Origin of the sequence: Streptomyces sp. NPDC005808, assembly GCF_042871385.1 — a bacterium.
Classification (GTDB): domain Bacteria; phylum Actinomycetota; class Actinomycetes; order Streptomycetales; family Streptomycetaceae; genus Streptomyces.
This window is the reverse complement of the sequence record NZ_JBIAIK010000018.1, coordinates 51912-66413: the sequence shown is the minus strand read 5'-3', so window position 1 is coordinate 66413 and position 14502 is coordinate 51912. Positions and strand designations below refer to the sequence as shown.

Sequence of the window (14502 nt, the reverse complement as noted above, 5' to 3'; positions counted from 1 at the left end):
CGGCATTGAGTGGGACCTTTCAGCGGGGACCCCGGGGTGATACGAACGACCCCTGGGGGGTGGCGGGATCGGTGCGGATCCCGCCGCCCGTGGGTGGACTACGACTCGGTCTTCGGCAGACCGGGAGGGTTGATCTCGGACTTCTCGACGGCCTCGGTCGTCAGCCCCCAGCGCTTGAGCACCTCGGCGTACTGGCCGTTCTCGATCACGTGGTCGAGGGCGGCGGCGTAGGCGTCCACGAGGCCGCTGTCCTTCTTCGTGGTGGCGGCGATCTTGCCCTGGAGCTTGTCACCGGCGCCGGAGAGCGTGCCGACGATCACGGTCTGGCCGGCGGACTCGACGTGGTACGCGGCGGACGGACTCGGGCCGAGATACGCGTCGATCCGTCCCGACTGGAGCGCCAGGTAGTAGTCCGTGTCCTTCTGGTAGTACTTGATGTCCACGGGCTCCAGCCCGGCGTCCTCGTTCTGCTTGCTCCAGTCGACGAGGATCTTCTCCTGGTTGGTGCCGGAGGAGACGGCGATGGTCTTGCCCGCGACGTCCTCGGGTTCCTTGACCGTCCAGTCGACGCCCTTCTTCGCCTCGAAGGAGATGTTGTCGAGGCGGTAGGTCGCGAAGTCGTACTTCTCCTTACGCTCCTCGGTGACGGTGACGTTCGAGAACACGGCGTCGAACTTGGCACTGTCGAGCCCGACGAAGAGGTTCTCCCAGGAGACCTCCTCGTTGTCGAGCTCGAGACCGAGGATGTCCGCGACCAGCGTGGCGATGTCGATCTCCGAGCCGATCCGGGTTCTGTCGTCGGTCGCGTAGAACCCGAGTGGCGGCGAGGCGTCGGCACTCTGGCCGAGCTTCAGCGTGCCGCGCTCACGGACGGCCGCCGGCACGAGCGCGGCGATCGAGTCGACCTTCTGGCCGCGGACGCGATTCTGGTCGGGGCTGATGTTGATGTTGCCGACCTTCTTGGCGTCCGAGCCGCCCGTCCCGGTGGCCGCGTCACTGTCACCACCGCAGGCGCTGAGCAGCGGAGCGGTGACAAGGGCGGCGATGGAGGCTGCGAAGGTACGTCGGGACAACATGGGCGAACTCCTAAGAGAGTCAAGGGATTTCGAGAGACGAATCAGAAGAGACGGGCCAGAAGAAACGAGCCGGAAGAAACGGGCCAGAAGAGACGGGTCAGAAGAGACGGGGCTTCAGAGGACCTTGGACAGAAACGTCCGGGTCCGTTCGTGCTGCGGCTTGTCCAGTACGTCGCCGGGGGCGCCCTGCTCGACGACACGGCCGTCGTCCATGAAGACCACGGTGTCGGCCACCTCGCGGGCGAAGCCGATCTCGTGCGTGACCACGATCATCGTCGTGCCCTGGTGGGCCAGGTCCTTGATGACGTCGAGGACCTCACCGACCAGCTCGGGGTCGAGCGCGGAGGTCGGCTCGTCGAAGAGCAGCAACTTCGGTTCCAGGGCCAGCGCGCGGGCGATGGCGACCCGCTGCTGCTGACCGCCGGACAACTGCTTCGGGTAGGCGTCGGCCTTGTCGGACAGCCCCACCCGGACGAGCAGTTTCCGCGCGGTCTCCACGGCGTCCTTTCGGCGCCGCTTCAGCGCGGACACCGGCGCCTCGACGATGTTGTCCAGCACGGTGAGGTGCGGGAAGAGGTTGAAGTTCTGGAAGACGAAGCCGATCCGGGTGCGCTGCCTGAGGATCTCGCGCTCGCGCAGTTCGTACAGTTTGTCGCCGGAGCGCCGGTAGCCCACCAGGGTGCCGTCGACGCTGATCCAGCCCTGGTCGACCTTCTCCAGGTGGTTGATGGTGCGCAGCAGCGTCGACTTGCCGGACCCGGACGGGCCGAGGATGACGGTGACCTCTCCGGTCCGCACTTCGAGGTCGACGCCCTTGAGCACTTCCAGCGAACCGAAGCTCTTGTGCACGGCCTTGACGTCGACCATCGGCCCGGTCAGGACCGGCGTGCCCCTGTCCTGCGTGCCCCTGTCCTGCGTGCCCCTGTCCTGCGTGCCCTCGTCCTGCGCGACCGTGACGCTCATCGCGTGGCCCCCTTCGAGAAGTGTCGTTCGACGTAGTACTGGAGGATCGAGAGCGCGGTGGTCAGGAGGATGTACCAGGCGGTGGCGACCATCAGGAGCGGGACGACCCGGCCGTTGCGGCCGTAGACCACCTGGACCTGGTAGAAGAGCTCTCCGATCGCCATCACGGAGACGATCGAGGTCCCCTTGAAGAGGGAGATCACCTCGTTGGCGGCGTTCGGCAGGATCGAGCGCATCGCCTGCGGCAGCACGATCCGCCGGATCTGCCGCAGCTTCGGGATGCCGAGCGCGGCAGCCGCCTCCAACTGCCCGCTGTCCACGGCCAGTACGCCTCCGCGCACGATCTCCGCCGCGTACGCCGCCTGGTGCAGTGCGAGCCCGAGCACGGCCGCGCTCATCGCCCCGACCAGGTCCATCGTCGGGAAGGAGAAGAAGCCGGGCCCGAACGGGATGCCGAACTGCAACTCCTGGTAGAGGTAGGCCAGGTTGAACCAGAAGAGCAGCTGCACGATCAGCGGGATGGAGCGGAACGCCCAGATGTACGCGAAGGCCACGGCCTTCAGGAACGGGCTGGCCGACAGCCGCATGAAGGCGAGCACGATACCCAGCGCGAAGCCCAACGCTGTTCCGTAGAAGGTCAGTTGGAGGGTGACCCAGACCGCTTTGAGGACCACGTCCGCCGCGAAGTACTCGGCGAACACATTCCACTCCCAGCCGGCGTTGGTGGCGAGTCCGTGCGCGAACTGCGCGAGCAGCACGGCGGTCGCGACCACGGCGGCCCAGCGCCAGGGGTGCCGGACGGGCACGACCTTGAGCGCGCCGAGATCCTCGGGTTCGGGGGCCGATTTCGTGCGGGGTGGATCACTGGTCAGGGACATGAGGGTTCCTCGGGGCGTGATGGGAGGTGAGCGGAGGACCGGGCGGGTGGAGCGGCAGGGTCCGAAGACGCGTCAGGGCCGGAGCTTCAGGCCGCGGCCCGACAGGAGAGCGCGTGCAGGAACGCCAGTACGGCACGCGCCGCCGCGTCGTTCTGCCGGAAGGCGGGCCCTCCGGTACGCGGCCGGGTGAAGGCCCCCGAGCCGCGCGCATCGGTGTGCGGGCCGAGCGCGAAGCGCCGGGGGTGGGGGGTGCCGGAGCGGTCCAGGACCCGGCCGTCGGCGGGGTCCACGGCGAGCAGTCCCTCGGGAGTCGCGGCGGCCCCGTCGGCATACAGCTCGCGCAGCAGCGGGTCCCTGGTGCGCTCGACCGTGGGGTGCGGCAGCCGTGCCTCGACGAGCGCACGGGCCTCGACCGTCGCACCGGGCACGGTGGCACTGGCCGCCCGGAAGACGCCGTCCTCGGCGGTGACGGTCATGTCGGCGCCCACGAACTTCAGGATCCCGGCCCGCGACAGCGCCAGCATCTGCCGCAGCCGGGGTCCGGGCGGCCCCGAGGCGAGAGAGCTGAAGAAGCCGTGCCACCACGGGCCGATGTCACCGAGCCGGACCAACTGGCCGTACACGGAGAGCAGCCCGATGAAGACGGCCAGGTCGGGACTGTTCGACGGGTCGTGACGCCGCGTCAAGTCCCGTTCGATATAAGCGCGCAGGCCCGTCTGGAGTTCCTCGTACGAGGCGTGCCGCACCCCGTCCAGCGGATGGTCGAGGGCGGTGAGGTCGAGCCGGTCGGCCGGATCGGGTACCGCGGATGTCACCAGTGCCAGGATCTCGGCGGCTTCCCCGGCCGCGTACTTCTCCTCGAAGTCCGTCCAGGCCATCGTCGTCCGCTCCGGGTGGGCCGTGAACAACTGGTGGTAGTGCGCGAAGCCCAGCTCCTTCTCGACCAGCGGCTGGACATCCCGCCGGAAGTCGAAACCCTCCGGCCGTGCGAGCAGCCCGTCGATCTCCGCGGGCCCCAAGAACCTTGGCAGCGGCGGCCGTTCACCCTCCCAGTCGTAACCGATCTTGGAGTGGTAGGGAACCCCGCGTCGAGAGCCGACGTACAGGATCGGCTCACGCCCGGACGGTATGTAGGTCTCCCCCTCGTGGCGGCCGCCGCGCCCCTCCGTCAACAGCACCATCAGGTCGACGAAGGCGAGCCCGAAGCCGCGCACGAGAACCGGTTCGCCCGGCTCCAGCGCGGACAGATCGCTGTCGGCGGTGAAGGCCGGCGGTAGGTGCACCAGCCCGTGGCGTTCGGCGTACGCCGCCAATTCCCTCTGTTCGTCGTCGAGGTCGGCGTCGAGGTGACCGAGCGCCAGGACCACCAGGTCGGCGTCGAGTGGCCGCGCCAGACCCTCCAGCCACACCTGCTGACGGCCCCCGCGAGGTCCCTCGACGCGCAGGGCGCGGCGCGGATGGTGCCGGACCCGGACGCCCGACGGCAGGGCGGCCACCGCACGTTCGTACACCCAGCGCAGATACGCGCCCTGACGCTGCCGGTCCGCGAAGAGCCGCCCGCCGAGGCCTGCCCACTCGTGCAGCGTGGGGCCTTCGGACACCGGTCCTTCCATGTCCACCGTCTCATCAGTGAACATCGTGACGTCCTGGGCCTGCGAGTTCATCCACAGCAGCGGTGACTGCTCCTCGCGCCAGATCCGTCCGCCGCCCGGCGGATAGGGATCGACGAGATGGATGTCGAAGCCCACAGAACCCACGGACCCCCCGGACTCCGCAGACCTCACGGACCTCGCGGACCTCGCGGAACTCGCGGAACTCGCGGAACTCGCGGAACTCGCGGAACTCGCGGAACTCGCGGAACTCGCGGAACTCGCGGAACTCGCGGAACTCGCGGAACTCACCGAGCCATATGCGCCCTGCACGCCCGAACCGCCGTACAGCTCAGGCAGGTTGGCCGCGATCCGCTCCAGGACACCGGTCCCCCGGGGCCCGGCACCCACGATCACCAGGGAGGGCCGCCCGCCGCTCATCGGGTGCGCTCCGAACGGTGGGCGCAGTGCCGCCGCACGGGGCCGGTGGAGAGCCGGAGCACGGCGAGCAGGGTGGGGGGCGCGGTGGGCCGGCGGGCCACCTTGGTAAGCGTGTCGGACGGCATGCGAAGGCTCCGTGACGCGTCAGGTCGAACACGGTGGTGCCTTCACACGGGCCGCACGGCCGCGGAGACCGAACAGACCACACGGGGCGTCACGAGGACGCCCCCACGGCCGAGCCCCTCAGCATGGCCGTCCGTCGAGAGTACGGGGGCGTTTCCCGTCCCTGTCAAGGGTGTCCACACTGTGAGCGGTACGTCTCAGGTCAGTTGACGCGGATACGGATGCCTGTTCCACTTGCTCCATGCATTCGCAGCAGTGGCTGGTCACGCGCTCCCACATCGACTTCGGTCGAGTGTGGTCCTCTTCCTGTTGAGCTGACCGCCTGCGCCCCTTTCCGACGGGCGCTTTCTGCGTTTCCCGGCGCCACCCGAGCGCCGCTGCCCACGCCTTCACACGCGCTTTCCCGCGCCCCCCTCGCGCACACAGCTCGCATCTGTCATCGCCACCGGTCTGCCCACTGCCCGCTTTCGCGCGCCTCTGGGCTGCTTCCGCCCCTCTCGTCCGTCGATCTGAACCGGTTGTACGCCTGAACGTCGCGACCGGCGCGGCGCGGGGGCAGGTCGCACGCCCCCGCCGCCCCAGACGGGGAGGCGTCCCTCAGCAGCCGCAGTCACACCCACAGTCGCACCCGTCGCAGCAATTGCCGCAGCAGTCACAGCACTCGCAACAGTCGCCGCACCCACTGCAGTCACAGTTGCACTGACTGCAGAACCCCTGTTTGCGCTCCCGGCTCCAGGGGTCCGCGTACTCGCCACAGCACATCTGACACGTACAAGCCAGTCCGGCCCACACCAGGCAGCCCGCGATGAGCCCGCGCCGGTCACGGCGCGGCGGCTCCGGGGGAAGCGCCGGGCCGCCGGGCGGCGCGTACGGTCCGACCGGCGGACCGTATACATCCACCCGGTGTCCGCACGAGCTCGTACCGAAGGCGCGGTCCACGGAGTTCCGCAGTTCGTGCGCGAGCAGAACGTGCGCCAGCCTGCCGCCGCCGGTGCTGTGCCCTCCCGGGGAGCGGCTCCCGGGCCCCCAGGCGACCTCGCGCAGTGCCAGCCGTATGCCGTGCAGCGCGTCATCGGCGAGCCGTCGCGCCTCCGCGAGCGACGTGCCGGTCGCCGTCAGCGGATTCCACGCGCCCGACGCGGCGTCAGCTTCCCTGTCCTGAACGGCATCCAGGAGATGCGCGAGCCGCCCGAAGAGCCGCCCGGCCTCGGCGAGCGGCACGGCGTTGCCCGGGCGGCCTGCGAGGACTGCGGTGTGCGCGAAGGCCGCGGCGGTCGCGGTCTCGGTCGGCTCGGTGACCGTCAGAAGCGGCGTCCCGAGCCCGGCCAGCGACTCGACGCCGATCTGCCGGTCCACTGCGTCGACCAGCACATCGGTGTCGAACCCGACCTCCGCGCCGGTGCGCGCACCCGCGCGCCCCCAGTTCCTGGCGACCCGGCGAGCGGCGAGCGCCACCGGCCTGTGCGCCAACAGCCCGTCCCCGTCCGCCACGTGGTCGCGCACCTTGGCCGACGCCAGCACCAGCGAGACGGCGGCCGCGAGCCGTGCGCCCTCGCCCTGCGCGACAGACGCCGTCCGCATGCCGCGCAAGGGACAGGGCCCCGCCGTACGCCGCCATCCCGTGGCGCGCCCGGCCTGAGCCTCCGTCAGAACCGATACGAGCAGCCCGTCGTAGTTCGTGACGACCCGGGCGAACTGACCGTGGTCCCCGCGCAGCGCGAGACACAGCCCGCACAAATGCGCCATCCACTGGGCCTTGAGTCCTTCACCGAGGCGATGACTGCAAGGCCTCACTATCCCGAACACGACACTCCCCCGTGATGTGTACGAAGTTGAGGTGCGGCATCGTATCGACCACCCCGTTCACCCGTACGCACCACCCGTCACCCAAACGCCGTCGAGAATCATATTTCACTCTCAGTCAGCAGCCGTACACAGCAAGACCCTTGGGATACGCGGGCTCTCGACGTATTCGCTGTGCACCAGTACCGTCACGAAACCCCCGCGCGGCGTCTATCCCCTTGGCGCTACATCCGCATCATGGACGACCATGGGGATGCGGAAAGCAAGACAGACCGCTGTGAGAGGAGGCGTCCATGGGATCGGTGCGCAAGGCGAGTGCCTGGCTTGGCCTCGTCGACGACAACGATGACGAGCGTTACTACGACGACGACAGTTACGCCGAGGGACAGGAGACCGGCAACGCCTGGGTCACCGACCCTCGCGTGAAGGTCGCGTCCGAGACGGCGGAGGAGAAGGGCCGCCGGATCGGCACGGTCACCCCGGACAGCTTCCGGGACGCACGCGGAATCGGCGAACTCTTCCGGGACGGCGTCCCGGTCATCATCAACCTGACGTCCATGGAGCCCGCCGACGCCAAGCGCGTGGTGGACTTCGCGGCCGGCCTTACCTTCGGCCTGCGCGGCACCATCGAGCGGGTCGCCACCCGGGTCTTCCTGCTGACCCCTGCCAACACGGAGATCGTCAGCGGCGAGGCCGCGAGCCGTCCTGCCGACGGTTTCTTCAACCAGAGCTGAGGCAGGGCCGCTCACCGGCCCTGCCTTGCCGGGGTCCTTGCGGGTTCTTCCGGAGCCGTGGCTTCTTACCGGAAGGCATCGAGTCCGGTGAGCGCCTTGCCCAGCACGAGTTGATGCATTTCGACGGTGCCCTCATAGGTGAGCACCGACTCCAGGTTCGTGGCGTGCCGCATCACGGGGTATTCGAGCGAGATGCCGTTGGCGCCGAGAATGGTGCGGGCGGTCCGGCAGATCTCGATCGCCTCCCGCACGTTGTTGAGCTTGCCGAAGCTGACCTGCTCCGGGCGCAGTCGCCCCGCGTCCATGCGCCGTCCCAGGTGATGGGCGAGCAGAATTCCCTTGTGCAGTTCGACCGCCATGTCGGCGAGCTTGGCCTGGGTGAGCTGGAAGCCGCCGATGGGCCGCCCGAACTGCTCGCGCGTCTTGGCGTATTCGACGGCGGCCTCGAAACTTGCCCGAGCGGCACCCATCGCGCCCCACACGATCCCGTACCGCGCGTGCGACAGACAGCCCAGCGGCCCCTTCAGCCCGGTGACCTCGGGCAGCACGGCATCGGCGGGCAGTCGTACGTCGTCCAGGATCAGCTCACTGGTGACGGAGGCCCGCAACGACCACTTGTGCTTGATCTCCGGAGCGGAGAACCCGGCCGCGTCGGTGGGCACGACGAACCCGCGGATCCCTTCGTCGGTCTGTGCCCACACCACGGCGACCCCGGCGACGGACCCGTTGGTGATCCACATCTTCCGCCCGTTGAGAACCCAGTCCCCGCCGTCACGCTTGGCGTACGTCCGCATGGAGCCCGGGTCCGACCCGTGGTCGGGCTCGGTGAGCCCGAAGCATCCGATGACCTCGCCGGAGGCCATGGAGGGCAGCCACTGCTCCTTCTGGCCGCCGGACCCGAACCGGTGGACGGCGTACATCGCGAGCGAGCCCTGCACGGACACGAGCGAGCGGATCCCGGAGTCCGCGGCCTCCAGTTCCAGACAGGCGAGCCCGTACTGCACCGCGGTGGCCCCCGCGCACCCGTACCCCTGGAGCGACATCCCGAGCGCCCCGATTCCGCCCAGCTCCCGCGCCAGCTCCCGGATCCCGGGCAGCTCCCCCTTCTCGTACCACTCGGCGACGTAGGGCAGCACCCGGTCCGCGGCCCACGCCCGCACGGTGTCGCGGATCGCCAGGTCCTCCGCGTCCAGGAGATCGTCCACACCCAGGGGATCGGCGGGGTCGAAGGGGGGCAACTTCGAGGACACGGACATGGCACAGCCTCCCGGAACTCAAAAACTAGCGCCGCTAGTCACGGATACGGCGCCGACGTTACGACGCAGTGTCCCGCACGTCCAGTGACCCACGGACGGACAGCCGCCGACGGCGGATCACCCCCACGGGAGACCAGCACTTCGCAACGAGGCTGAACGGGCGGTGCGCGGGCGGGAGATCTACACGGAAACCCGGGCCGCCGCGACCTCCCGGGGCGCCGGAATCTCCGCCTGCCCCGCCGCAGGGGCCTCGCACTCCATGACCCGCGGCAACCGCAACGCCATGGCGGCCCCGAGCAGCAGCAGCCCGGCGCTGACCAGCAGCGTCACATGCAGTCCGTGCACGAAGGAGTCCCGGGCCGCATGCCGCAGAGCCGCACCGGAATGCCCGCCGAGCCGCGAAGCGACCTCGTACGCCTCTCCCAGGGAGTGCCCCGCCGCCTTGGAATCGGCGACCGGAACCCCCGGAACCGAGGACAGCCGGGGCGTGTACGCCGCGTTCATCACGCTCCCCAGGAGCGCGATCCCGATGCCGGCACCGAGCTGGTACGACGTCTCGCCGATCGCCGCGGCCCCGCCGGCCTGCGCCGGAGGAGCCTCGCTCAGCATCGACTCGTACGCGCCGAAGAGTGTCATCTCCAGCCCGAAGCCGAGCAGCACGAACCCGCTGAGCAGCAGCCCCGTGTTGTCGTGTCCACCCATCGGGGTGAGCATGATCACCGCGGCCGCGGTGATGCAGAACCCGGAGCAGACCATCGCGCGGGGCCCGAACCGCCGTAGCATCTTCGCCCCGCCGAGACCGGCCGCCATCGCGGCGACGGTGAGCGGCAGCAGCCGCAGCCCGGTCTCCAGCGGCGAAAGACCGAGCACGAGTTGCAGATACTGGGCGGCGATCAGCTCGAGCCCGACCAGGGCGAGCATGGCGAGCACGATGCAGCAGACGGACGTGGTGAACGCGGGCTTCGAGAACATCCGCAGATCGACCAGCGGATGCTCACGCCGCCGCTGCCGTCGTACGAAGGCGACCATCAGCGCCCCGCCCGCCAGGAGCGGTACCAGCGTGAACGGACTGAACGGTGCCTCGCCTCCGCCGAGCCGCTTCACACCGAGGACGAGCCCGAAGAGCGCGGCAGCACCCATGAGCGCGCCGACGACGTCCCAGGGCCCCTTCCCGTCGCCCTTCGACTCGGGCAGCAGCAGTCGCCCGATGGGCAGGCTGACCAGCATCAGCGGGATGTTGACGAGGAAGACGGACCCCCACCAGAAGTGCTCCAGCAGAAATCCGCCGAGGAGCGGCCCGATTGCGGCGCCGACGGCGGCGACGGCGCTCCAGATGCCGATCGCCAGCGCCCGCTCGCGCCGGTCGGGAAAGACCTGCCGCAGGATGGACAGCGTCGCGGGCATGATCATCGCACCGCCGACACCGAGCAGGGCGCGCGCGGCGATGAGCACCTGCGCACTGTCGGCGAGGGCCGCGAGTCCGGAGGCGACACCGAAGAGCGCGTACCCGAGGAGGAGGATCCGCCGGCGGCCGACGCGGTCGCCCAGCGTGCCGAAGAGGATGAGGAGCGAGGCGCAGACGAGCGGGTAGACGTCGACGATCCAGAGCAGCTCTATCCCGCCGGGCTTGAGGTCCTCCGTGACGGCGGGCACCGCGACGTGCAGCACGGTGGCGTCGAGGGCGACGAGGAGCAGGCTCACGCAGAGGACGACCAGGACGACCCAGCGGTTGGCACCGGGCGCGTTCTCCCGACGGCATCGCGCAGCGGCCGTAGTCGTCCCGGACATGTACTACCTCCCAGATGTTCCCTCGCGTGCGGCGGGACCGCGGGGTGGGGACTCCCTGCGGTTGCGGCCTGGGAGAGCGGAATCCCGGCCCACGCAACAAAGGCGAGTGAGCCGTCAGCGTACGCGAGTTCTTACCGATGACGCGTGGTAGACCTCTCACCTTCCCGCCTCCTGGGTGTGGCGTACGCCACGCTCCCGCCGCGCCCCAGCGGCCGTCACGTTCATGACATTGGCCCATATAGCAGACAAAAGATCGACCGGGAGGCACCGGCCACCATGATCAACACAGTGACACCGGGTGAGCGGGCGGGTAATTTCATCCAATCTTCAGGTGAACGGAAATATAAGAGCAGTAAATCGAACTCACACCTGATCAATGGAATTGAAGGGTCGAGGCATGGCGGATTAGCGATTCATTGGAAATTGACATCATCCTGAGAGGAATCCCACATCACATCGTCATCACAAAGCGAGAGATTCGCCCTGGAACACAGCTCACTCGCTGTAACGTCGATTGAGTGCGTACCGAACGATTGCTGACTCGTCTTGACCGGGTGTTCGCCCGGCTGGACCGTGAGCCGGAACGACCGGCCCACATCGATGTGCCGGTCATGAACCGGCACAGGGTCGTGCTCTTCACCGCGACTCTGGCCTTCTACGTGGCCATCGTGTGGGCCGTCGTGATCACCTCATGGCTGGTCCGGCTCGACTGGCAGGTCATGTTCTTCCGCCCTTATCAGCAATGGCCCGAGATCCATGCCTTCCTCGACTACTACGTAGTACTCGGCCAGCGTGGTCCCACAGCAGTGATGGTCACCGCCTGGCTGGGCTGGCGCTCGTGGCGGCAGCACACCCTGCGCCCCCTGCTCACGCTGGCGGCCTCACTGCTCCTGCTGAACATCACGGTCGGCGCCGCCAAGATCGGCATGGGCCGCCTCGGTCCGCACTACGCGACCACGATCGGCTCGAACGAGATGGGCCTCGGCGGCGATATATTTCCATCGGGTCACACCGCGAACGCCGTCGTGACCTGGGGAATCCTGGCCTATCTCGCCTCGACCCCGCGGGCCAGGAGATGGCTGTCCGCGGTCTCCGCCGTGGTCTCCCTGGGCGTCGGTCTGACCACCGTCTACCTGGGCACGCACTGGCTGAGCGACGTGGTTCTGGGCTGGGCGGCGGGTCTACTGATCCTGCTGGCGCTGCCCTGGTTCGAGCCGCTGATCGCCCGCGCGGAGGTCTGGATCTTCGCCCTGCGCGACAGCTGGCGTGCCCGTCGCGCCCGTACCGCGCCCGTACCGGCAGGCTCTCCCACCCCCGCGCCGGTGGGCGCACCCGTCATGGCCACGCAGCCCACCAGTGCGGAAGAGGACATGCCGGCCCACGAGACGGCCGCCTCCCGCGCGCCGCGGACGCCGGCCACCCTGGCTCCCGGCCCGCACACGACACGCTCCGAACGCACCCCGGTCACCCCGGTCGGCAGCCGCCGACCGCCGCAGCCGGACCGTGCGCCCCGCACCCCCACGAATCCCCCGGCCCGCCCCGTTCCGGGGCCCTGAACACACCGAACCCGCGGGGCCGGTACGCACAGCCTCTCCCCACACCGCGAAGGCCCCCGGCTCCTGACGAGCCGGGGGCCTTCGCGCACACCGTCGACGGCGGCGCCGGTCAGCCCTTCCAGCAGCGGGTCACCCTGCCGTCGCTGACCTCGAAGTTCAGCCGCCCCGCGCGGTACTCCATGGTGATGATCGTGCCGGGTGGCAGCGAGCGCACCGTGGACCAGCCGTGCTCCCGGGCACGACGCTCGGCGCTTCTCGCCTCCAGTCCCACATAAGGTTCCGTGCTGTCCTGGGGCTCTGCGGGAGGAGTCGGATCGGGTGCCATGAACGCCACGTTAGGCGGCTCTCCGTCACCGGGGAAGCCCGGCCCCGCACCATGCCTCGCTTATCCCTCTCCGGTCACACTTCTGTCACAGGATCGCAGCAGGCGTTTCGACTGAACTCCGTCACTCTCAGGAGGGGTTCGGTATGCGTTTCGCACACCTTCGAACGTAATTCGGGACACCCTCGATGCCGACCCGAATAGCCCCGTGGAAAGTACGGATCCGGCCACCTTCCGTCGCCTTTCCATTCCGATTCCGTGGCGTGCCTCGGGATCTGACACCGCATAGGAAATACACTGTTCCAACACACAACCCCCGCACGCCCTCTGTCGGACCAAGGGCGGCACGAGCATCATGGCGTGAGCTTCAGCAGGACCGAAAGGCGATCGCGAAGGGGCGAGCGATGGGGACGGACACCGCGCAGGCAGCGGCGCGACCCGTACGGACCAAGCAGCCGGGGCGGGTGATCGTCCACTGGCTGACCACCACCGATCACAAGAAGATCGGGCACCTCTACCTGATCACGTCGTTCATGTTCTTCCTGATCGGTGGACTGATGGCGCTGCTGATGCGCGCCGAACTCGCCCGGCCAGGACTGCAACTCATCGACAACAACCAGTTCAACCAACTGTTCACCATGCACGGCACGATCATGCTGCTGCTGTTCGCGACCCCGACCTTCGCCGGGTTCGCCAACGAGATCATGCCGCTGCAGATCGGCTCCCCGGACGTCGCCTTCCCCCGCCTGAACATGCTGTCGTACTGGCTGTTCCTCTTCGGCGGCCTGATCGTCCTCGGCTCGCTCCTGGTGCCCGACGGCCCCGCCGCCTTCGGCTGGTTCGCCTACGCGCCGCTGAACAGCCTGGAGCGCTCGCCGGGCATCGGCGCCGACATGTGGATCATGGGGCTGGCGCTGGCCGGCTTCGGCACGATCCTCGGCGCGGTGAACTTCATCACGACGATCATCGGGATGCGCGCGCCCGGCATGACGATGTTCCGGCTGCCGATCTTCACCTGGAACACCCTCTTCACCTCGATCCTCATCCTCTTCGCGTTCCCGGTGCTCGCGGCGGCGCTGCTGGTCCTTGAGGCGGACCGGCGGTTCGGCTCGCAGGTGTTCGACGCGGCGAACGGCGGGGCGCTGCTGTGGCAGCACCTGTTCTGGTTCTTCGGGCATCCCGAGGTCTACATCATCGCGTTGCCGTTCTTCGGGATCATCACGGAGATCCTGCCGGTCTTCAGCAGGAAGCCGATCTTCGGCTATCTGACGCTGGTCGCCGCGACGATGGCCATCACCGGTCTGTCGGTGGTCGTGTGGGCGCACCACATGTTCGCGACCGGCGCGGTGCTCCTGCCGTTCTTCTCGTTCATGTCGTTCCTGATCGCGGTGCCCACGGGAGTGAAGTTCTTCAACTGGACCGGCACGATGCTCAAGGGGTCCCTGTCCTTCGAGACTCCCATGCTGTGGGCCGTCGGCTTCCTGGTGTCGTTCCTGTTCGGCGGCCTGACCGGAGTGATCCTGGCCTCGCCGCCCCTCGACTTCCATGTCACCGACTCGTACTTCGTGGTCGCCCACTTCCACTACGTCGTCTTCGGCACCGTGGTCTTCGCGACCTTCGGCGGCTTCTACTTCTGGTGGCCCAAGTTCACCGGCAAGATGCTCGACGAACGGCTCGGCAAGATCCAGTTCTGGACGCTCTTCGTCGGCTTCCACACGACGTTCCTGGTGCAGCACTGGCTGGGCGCCGAGGGCATGCCACGCCGGTACGCCGACTACCTCGCCGCCGACGGCTTCACGGCGCTCAACACCCTCTCGACGATCGGCGCGTTCCTGCTGGGCATCTCCACGCTGCCGTTCCTCTACAACGTCTGGAAGACCGCCAAGTACGGCACCGAGGTCGACGTCGACGACCCCTGGGGCTTCGGCCGCTCCCTGGAGTGGGCGACCTCGTGTCCGCCCCCGAGGCACAAC

Annotated in this window: 11 protein-coding genes and 1 pseudogene; 3 read left to right on the top strand and 9 right to left on the bottom strand. The window is 68.5% G+C overall.

The window, feature by feature from the left end; all coding sequences use genetic code 11:
- Window positions 1–98 precede the first annotated feature (98 nt).
- From ACFYPC_RS31615 to ACFYPC_RS31590, 6 genes are all read right to left on the bottom strand, one after another.
- The gene (locus tag ACFYPC_RS31615) at window positions 99–1076 is read right to left on the bottom strand and encodes an ABC transporter substrate-binding protein (RefSeq protein ID WP_391889580.1); all 978 of its coding nucleotides are present in this window, start codon (window positions 1074–1076) and stop codon (window positions 99–101) included.
- A gap of 114 nt (window positions 1077–1190) precedes the next feature.
- Entirely contained in the window at window positions 1191–1943 is a 753-nt protein-coding gene (locus ACFYPC_RS31610; protein WP_391889757.1) for an amino acid ABC transporter ATP-binding protein, read from the bottom strand.
- A gap of 92 nt (window positions 1944–2035) precedes the next feature.
- Window positions 2036–2917, bottom strand: a complete 882-nt coding sequence (locus ACFYPC_RS31605) for an amino acid ABC transporter permease (RefSeq protein ID WP_391889577.1) — start codon at window positions 2915–2917, stop codon at window positions 2036–2038.
- 86 nt (window positions 2918–3003) lie between these two features.
- Window positions 3004–4674: an FAD/NAD(P)-binding protein gene (locus tag ACFYPC_RS31600; RefSeq protein ID WP_391889755.1), complete on the bottom strand. Its 1671-nt coding sequence runs from the start codon at window positions 4672–4674 to the stop codon at window positions 3004–3006.
- A gap of 269 nt (window positions 4675–4943) precedes the next feature.
- Window positions 4944–5072, bottom strand: a complete 129-nt coding sequence (locus ACFYPC_RS31595; protein WP_391889575.1) for a hypothetical protein — start codon at window positions 5070–5072, stop codon at window positions 4944–4946.
- Between the two features lie 595 nt (window positions 5073–5667).
- Window positions 5668–6876, bottom strand: coding sequence for a DUF5685 family protein (locus tag ACFYPC_RS31590; protein WP_391889572.1), 1209 nt, complete (start codon window positions 6874–6876; stop codon window positions 5668–5670).
- Between the two features lie 290 nt (window positions 6877–7166).
- On the opposite strand from ACFYPC_RS31590, the gene ACFYPC_RS31585 reads away from it, so the two are divergent.
- The gene (locus ACFYPC_RS31585; RefSeq protein WP_391889570.1) at window positions 7167–7607 is read left to right on the top strand and encodes a cell division protein SepF; all 441 of its coding nucleotides are present in this window, start codon (window positions 7167–7169) and stop codon (window positions 7605–7607) included.
- 65 nt (window positions 7608–7672) lie between these two features.
- Here ACFYPC_RS31585 and ACFYPC_RS31580 read toward each other — a convergent pair whose 3' ends face one another.
- Window positions 7673–8863 carry an acyl-CoA dehydrogenase family protein gene (locus tag ACFYPC_RS31580; protein ID WP_391889567.1) on the bottom strand — a complete coding sequence of 397 codons (1191 nt, stop codon included), beginning with the start codon at window positions 8861–8863 and terminating at the stop codon, window positions 7673–7675.
- Between the two features lie 180 nt (window positions 8864–9043).
- On the bottom strand, window positions 9044–10651 hold the full coding sequence (locus tag ACFYPC_RS31575; protein ID WP_391889565.1) for an MFS transporter: 1608 nt from the start codon (window positions 10649–10651) through the stop codon (window positions 9044–9046).
- Window positions 10652–11169: 518 nt separating this feature from the next.
- On the opposite strand from ACFYPC_RS31575, the gene ACFYPC_RS31570 reads away from it, so the two are divergent.
- Window positions 11170–12207, top strand: a complete 1038-nt coding sequence (locus ACFYPC_RS31570) for a phosphatase PAP2 family protein (protein ID WP_391889563.1) — start codon at window positions 11170–11172, stop codon at window positions 12205–12207.
- A 109-nt stretch (window positions 12208–12316) separates the two neighbouring features.
- Here the strand turns inward: ACFYPC_RS31570 and ACFYPC_RS31565 are convergent, their stop codons facing one another.
- Entirely contained in the window at window positions 12317–12532 is a 216-nt protein-coding gene (locus ACFYPC_RS31565; protein WP_391889560.1) for an I78 family peptidase inhibitor, read from the bottom strand.
- Window positions 12533–12717: 185 nt separating this feature from the next.
- Between ACFYPC_RS31565 and ctaD the strand changes: the two are divergent.
- Window positions 12718–14460 (top strand): annotated as a pseudogene (ctaD, locus tag ACFYPC_RS31560) (cytochrome c oxidase subunit I); the annotation flags it as partial.
- Between the last annotated feature and the right edge of the window lie 42 nt (window positions 14461–14502).

Coding starts and splice junctions, on each gene's coding strand:
- ACFYPC_RS31615 (WP_391889580.1), bottom strand. CDS start 1,076: ATGTTGTCCCGACGTACCTTCGCAGCCTCCATCGCCGCCCTTGTCACC.
- ACFYPC_RS31610 (WP_391889757.1), bottom strand. CDS start 1,943: ATGGTCGACGTCAAGGCCGTGCACAAGAGCTTCGGTTCGCTGGAAGTG.
- ACFYPC_RS31605 (WP_391889577.1), bottom strand. CDS start 2,917: ATGTCCCTGACCAGTGATCCACCCCGCACGAAATCGGCCCCCGAACCC.
- ACFYPC_RS31595 (WP_391889575.1), bottom strand. CDS start 5,072: ATGCCGTCCGACACGCTTACCAAGGTGGCCCGCCGGCCCACCGCGCCC.
- ACFYPC_RS31585 (WP_391889570.1), top strand. CDS start 7,167: ATGGGATCGGTGCGCAAGGCGAGTGCCTGGCTTGGCCTCGTCGACGAC.
- ACFYPC_RS31580 (WP_391889567.1), bottom strand. CDS start 8,863: ATGTCCGTGTCCTCGAAGTTGCCCCCCTTCGACCCCGCCGATCCCCTG.
- ACFYPC_RS31575 (WP_391889565.1), bottom strand. CDS start 10,651: ATGTCCGGGACGACTACGGCCGCTGCGCGATGCCGTCGGGAGAACGCG.
- ACFYPC_RS31565 (WP_391889560.1), bottom strand. CDS start 12,532: ATGGCACCCGATCCGACTCCTCCCGCAGAGCCCCAGGACAGCACGGAA.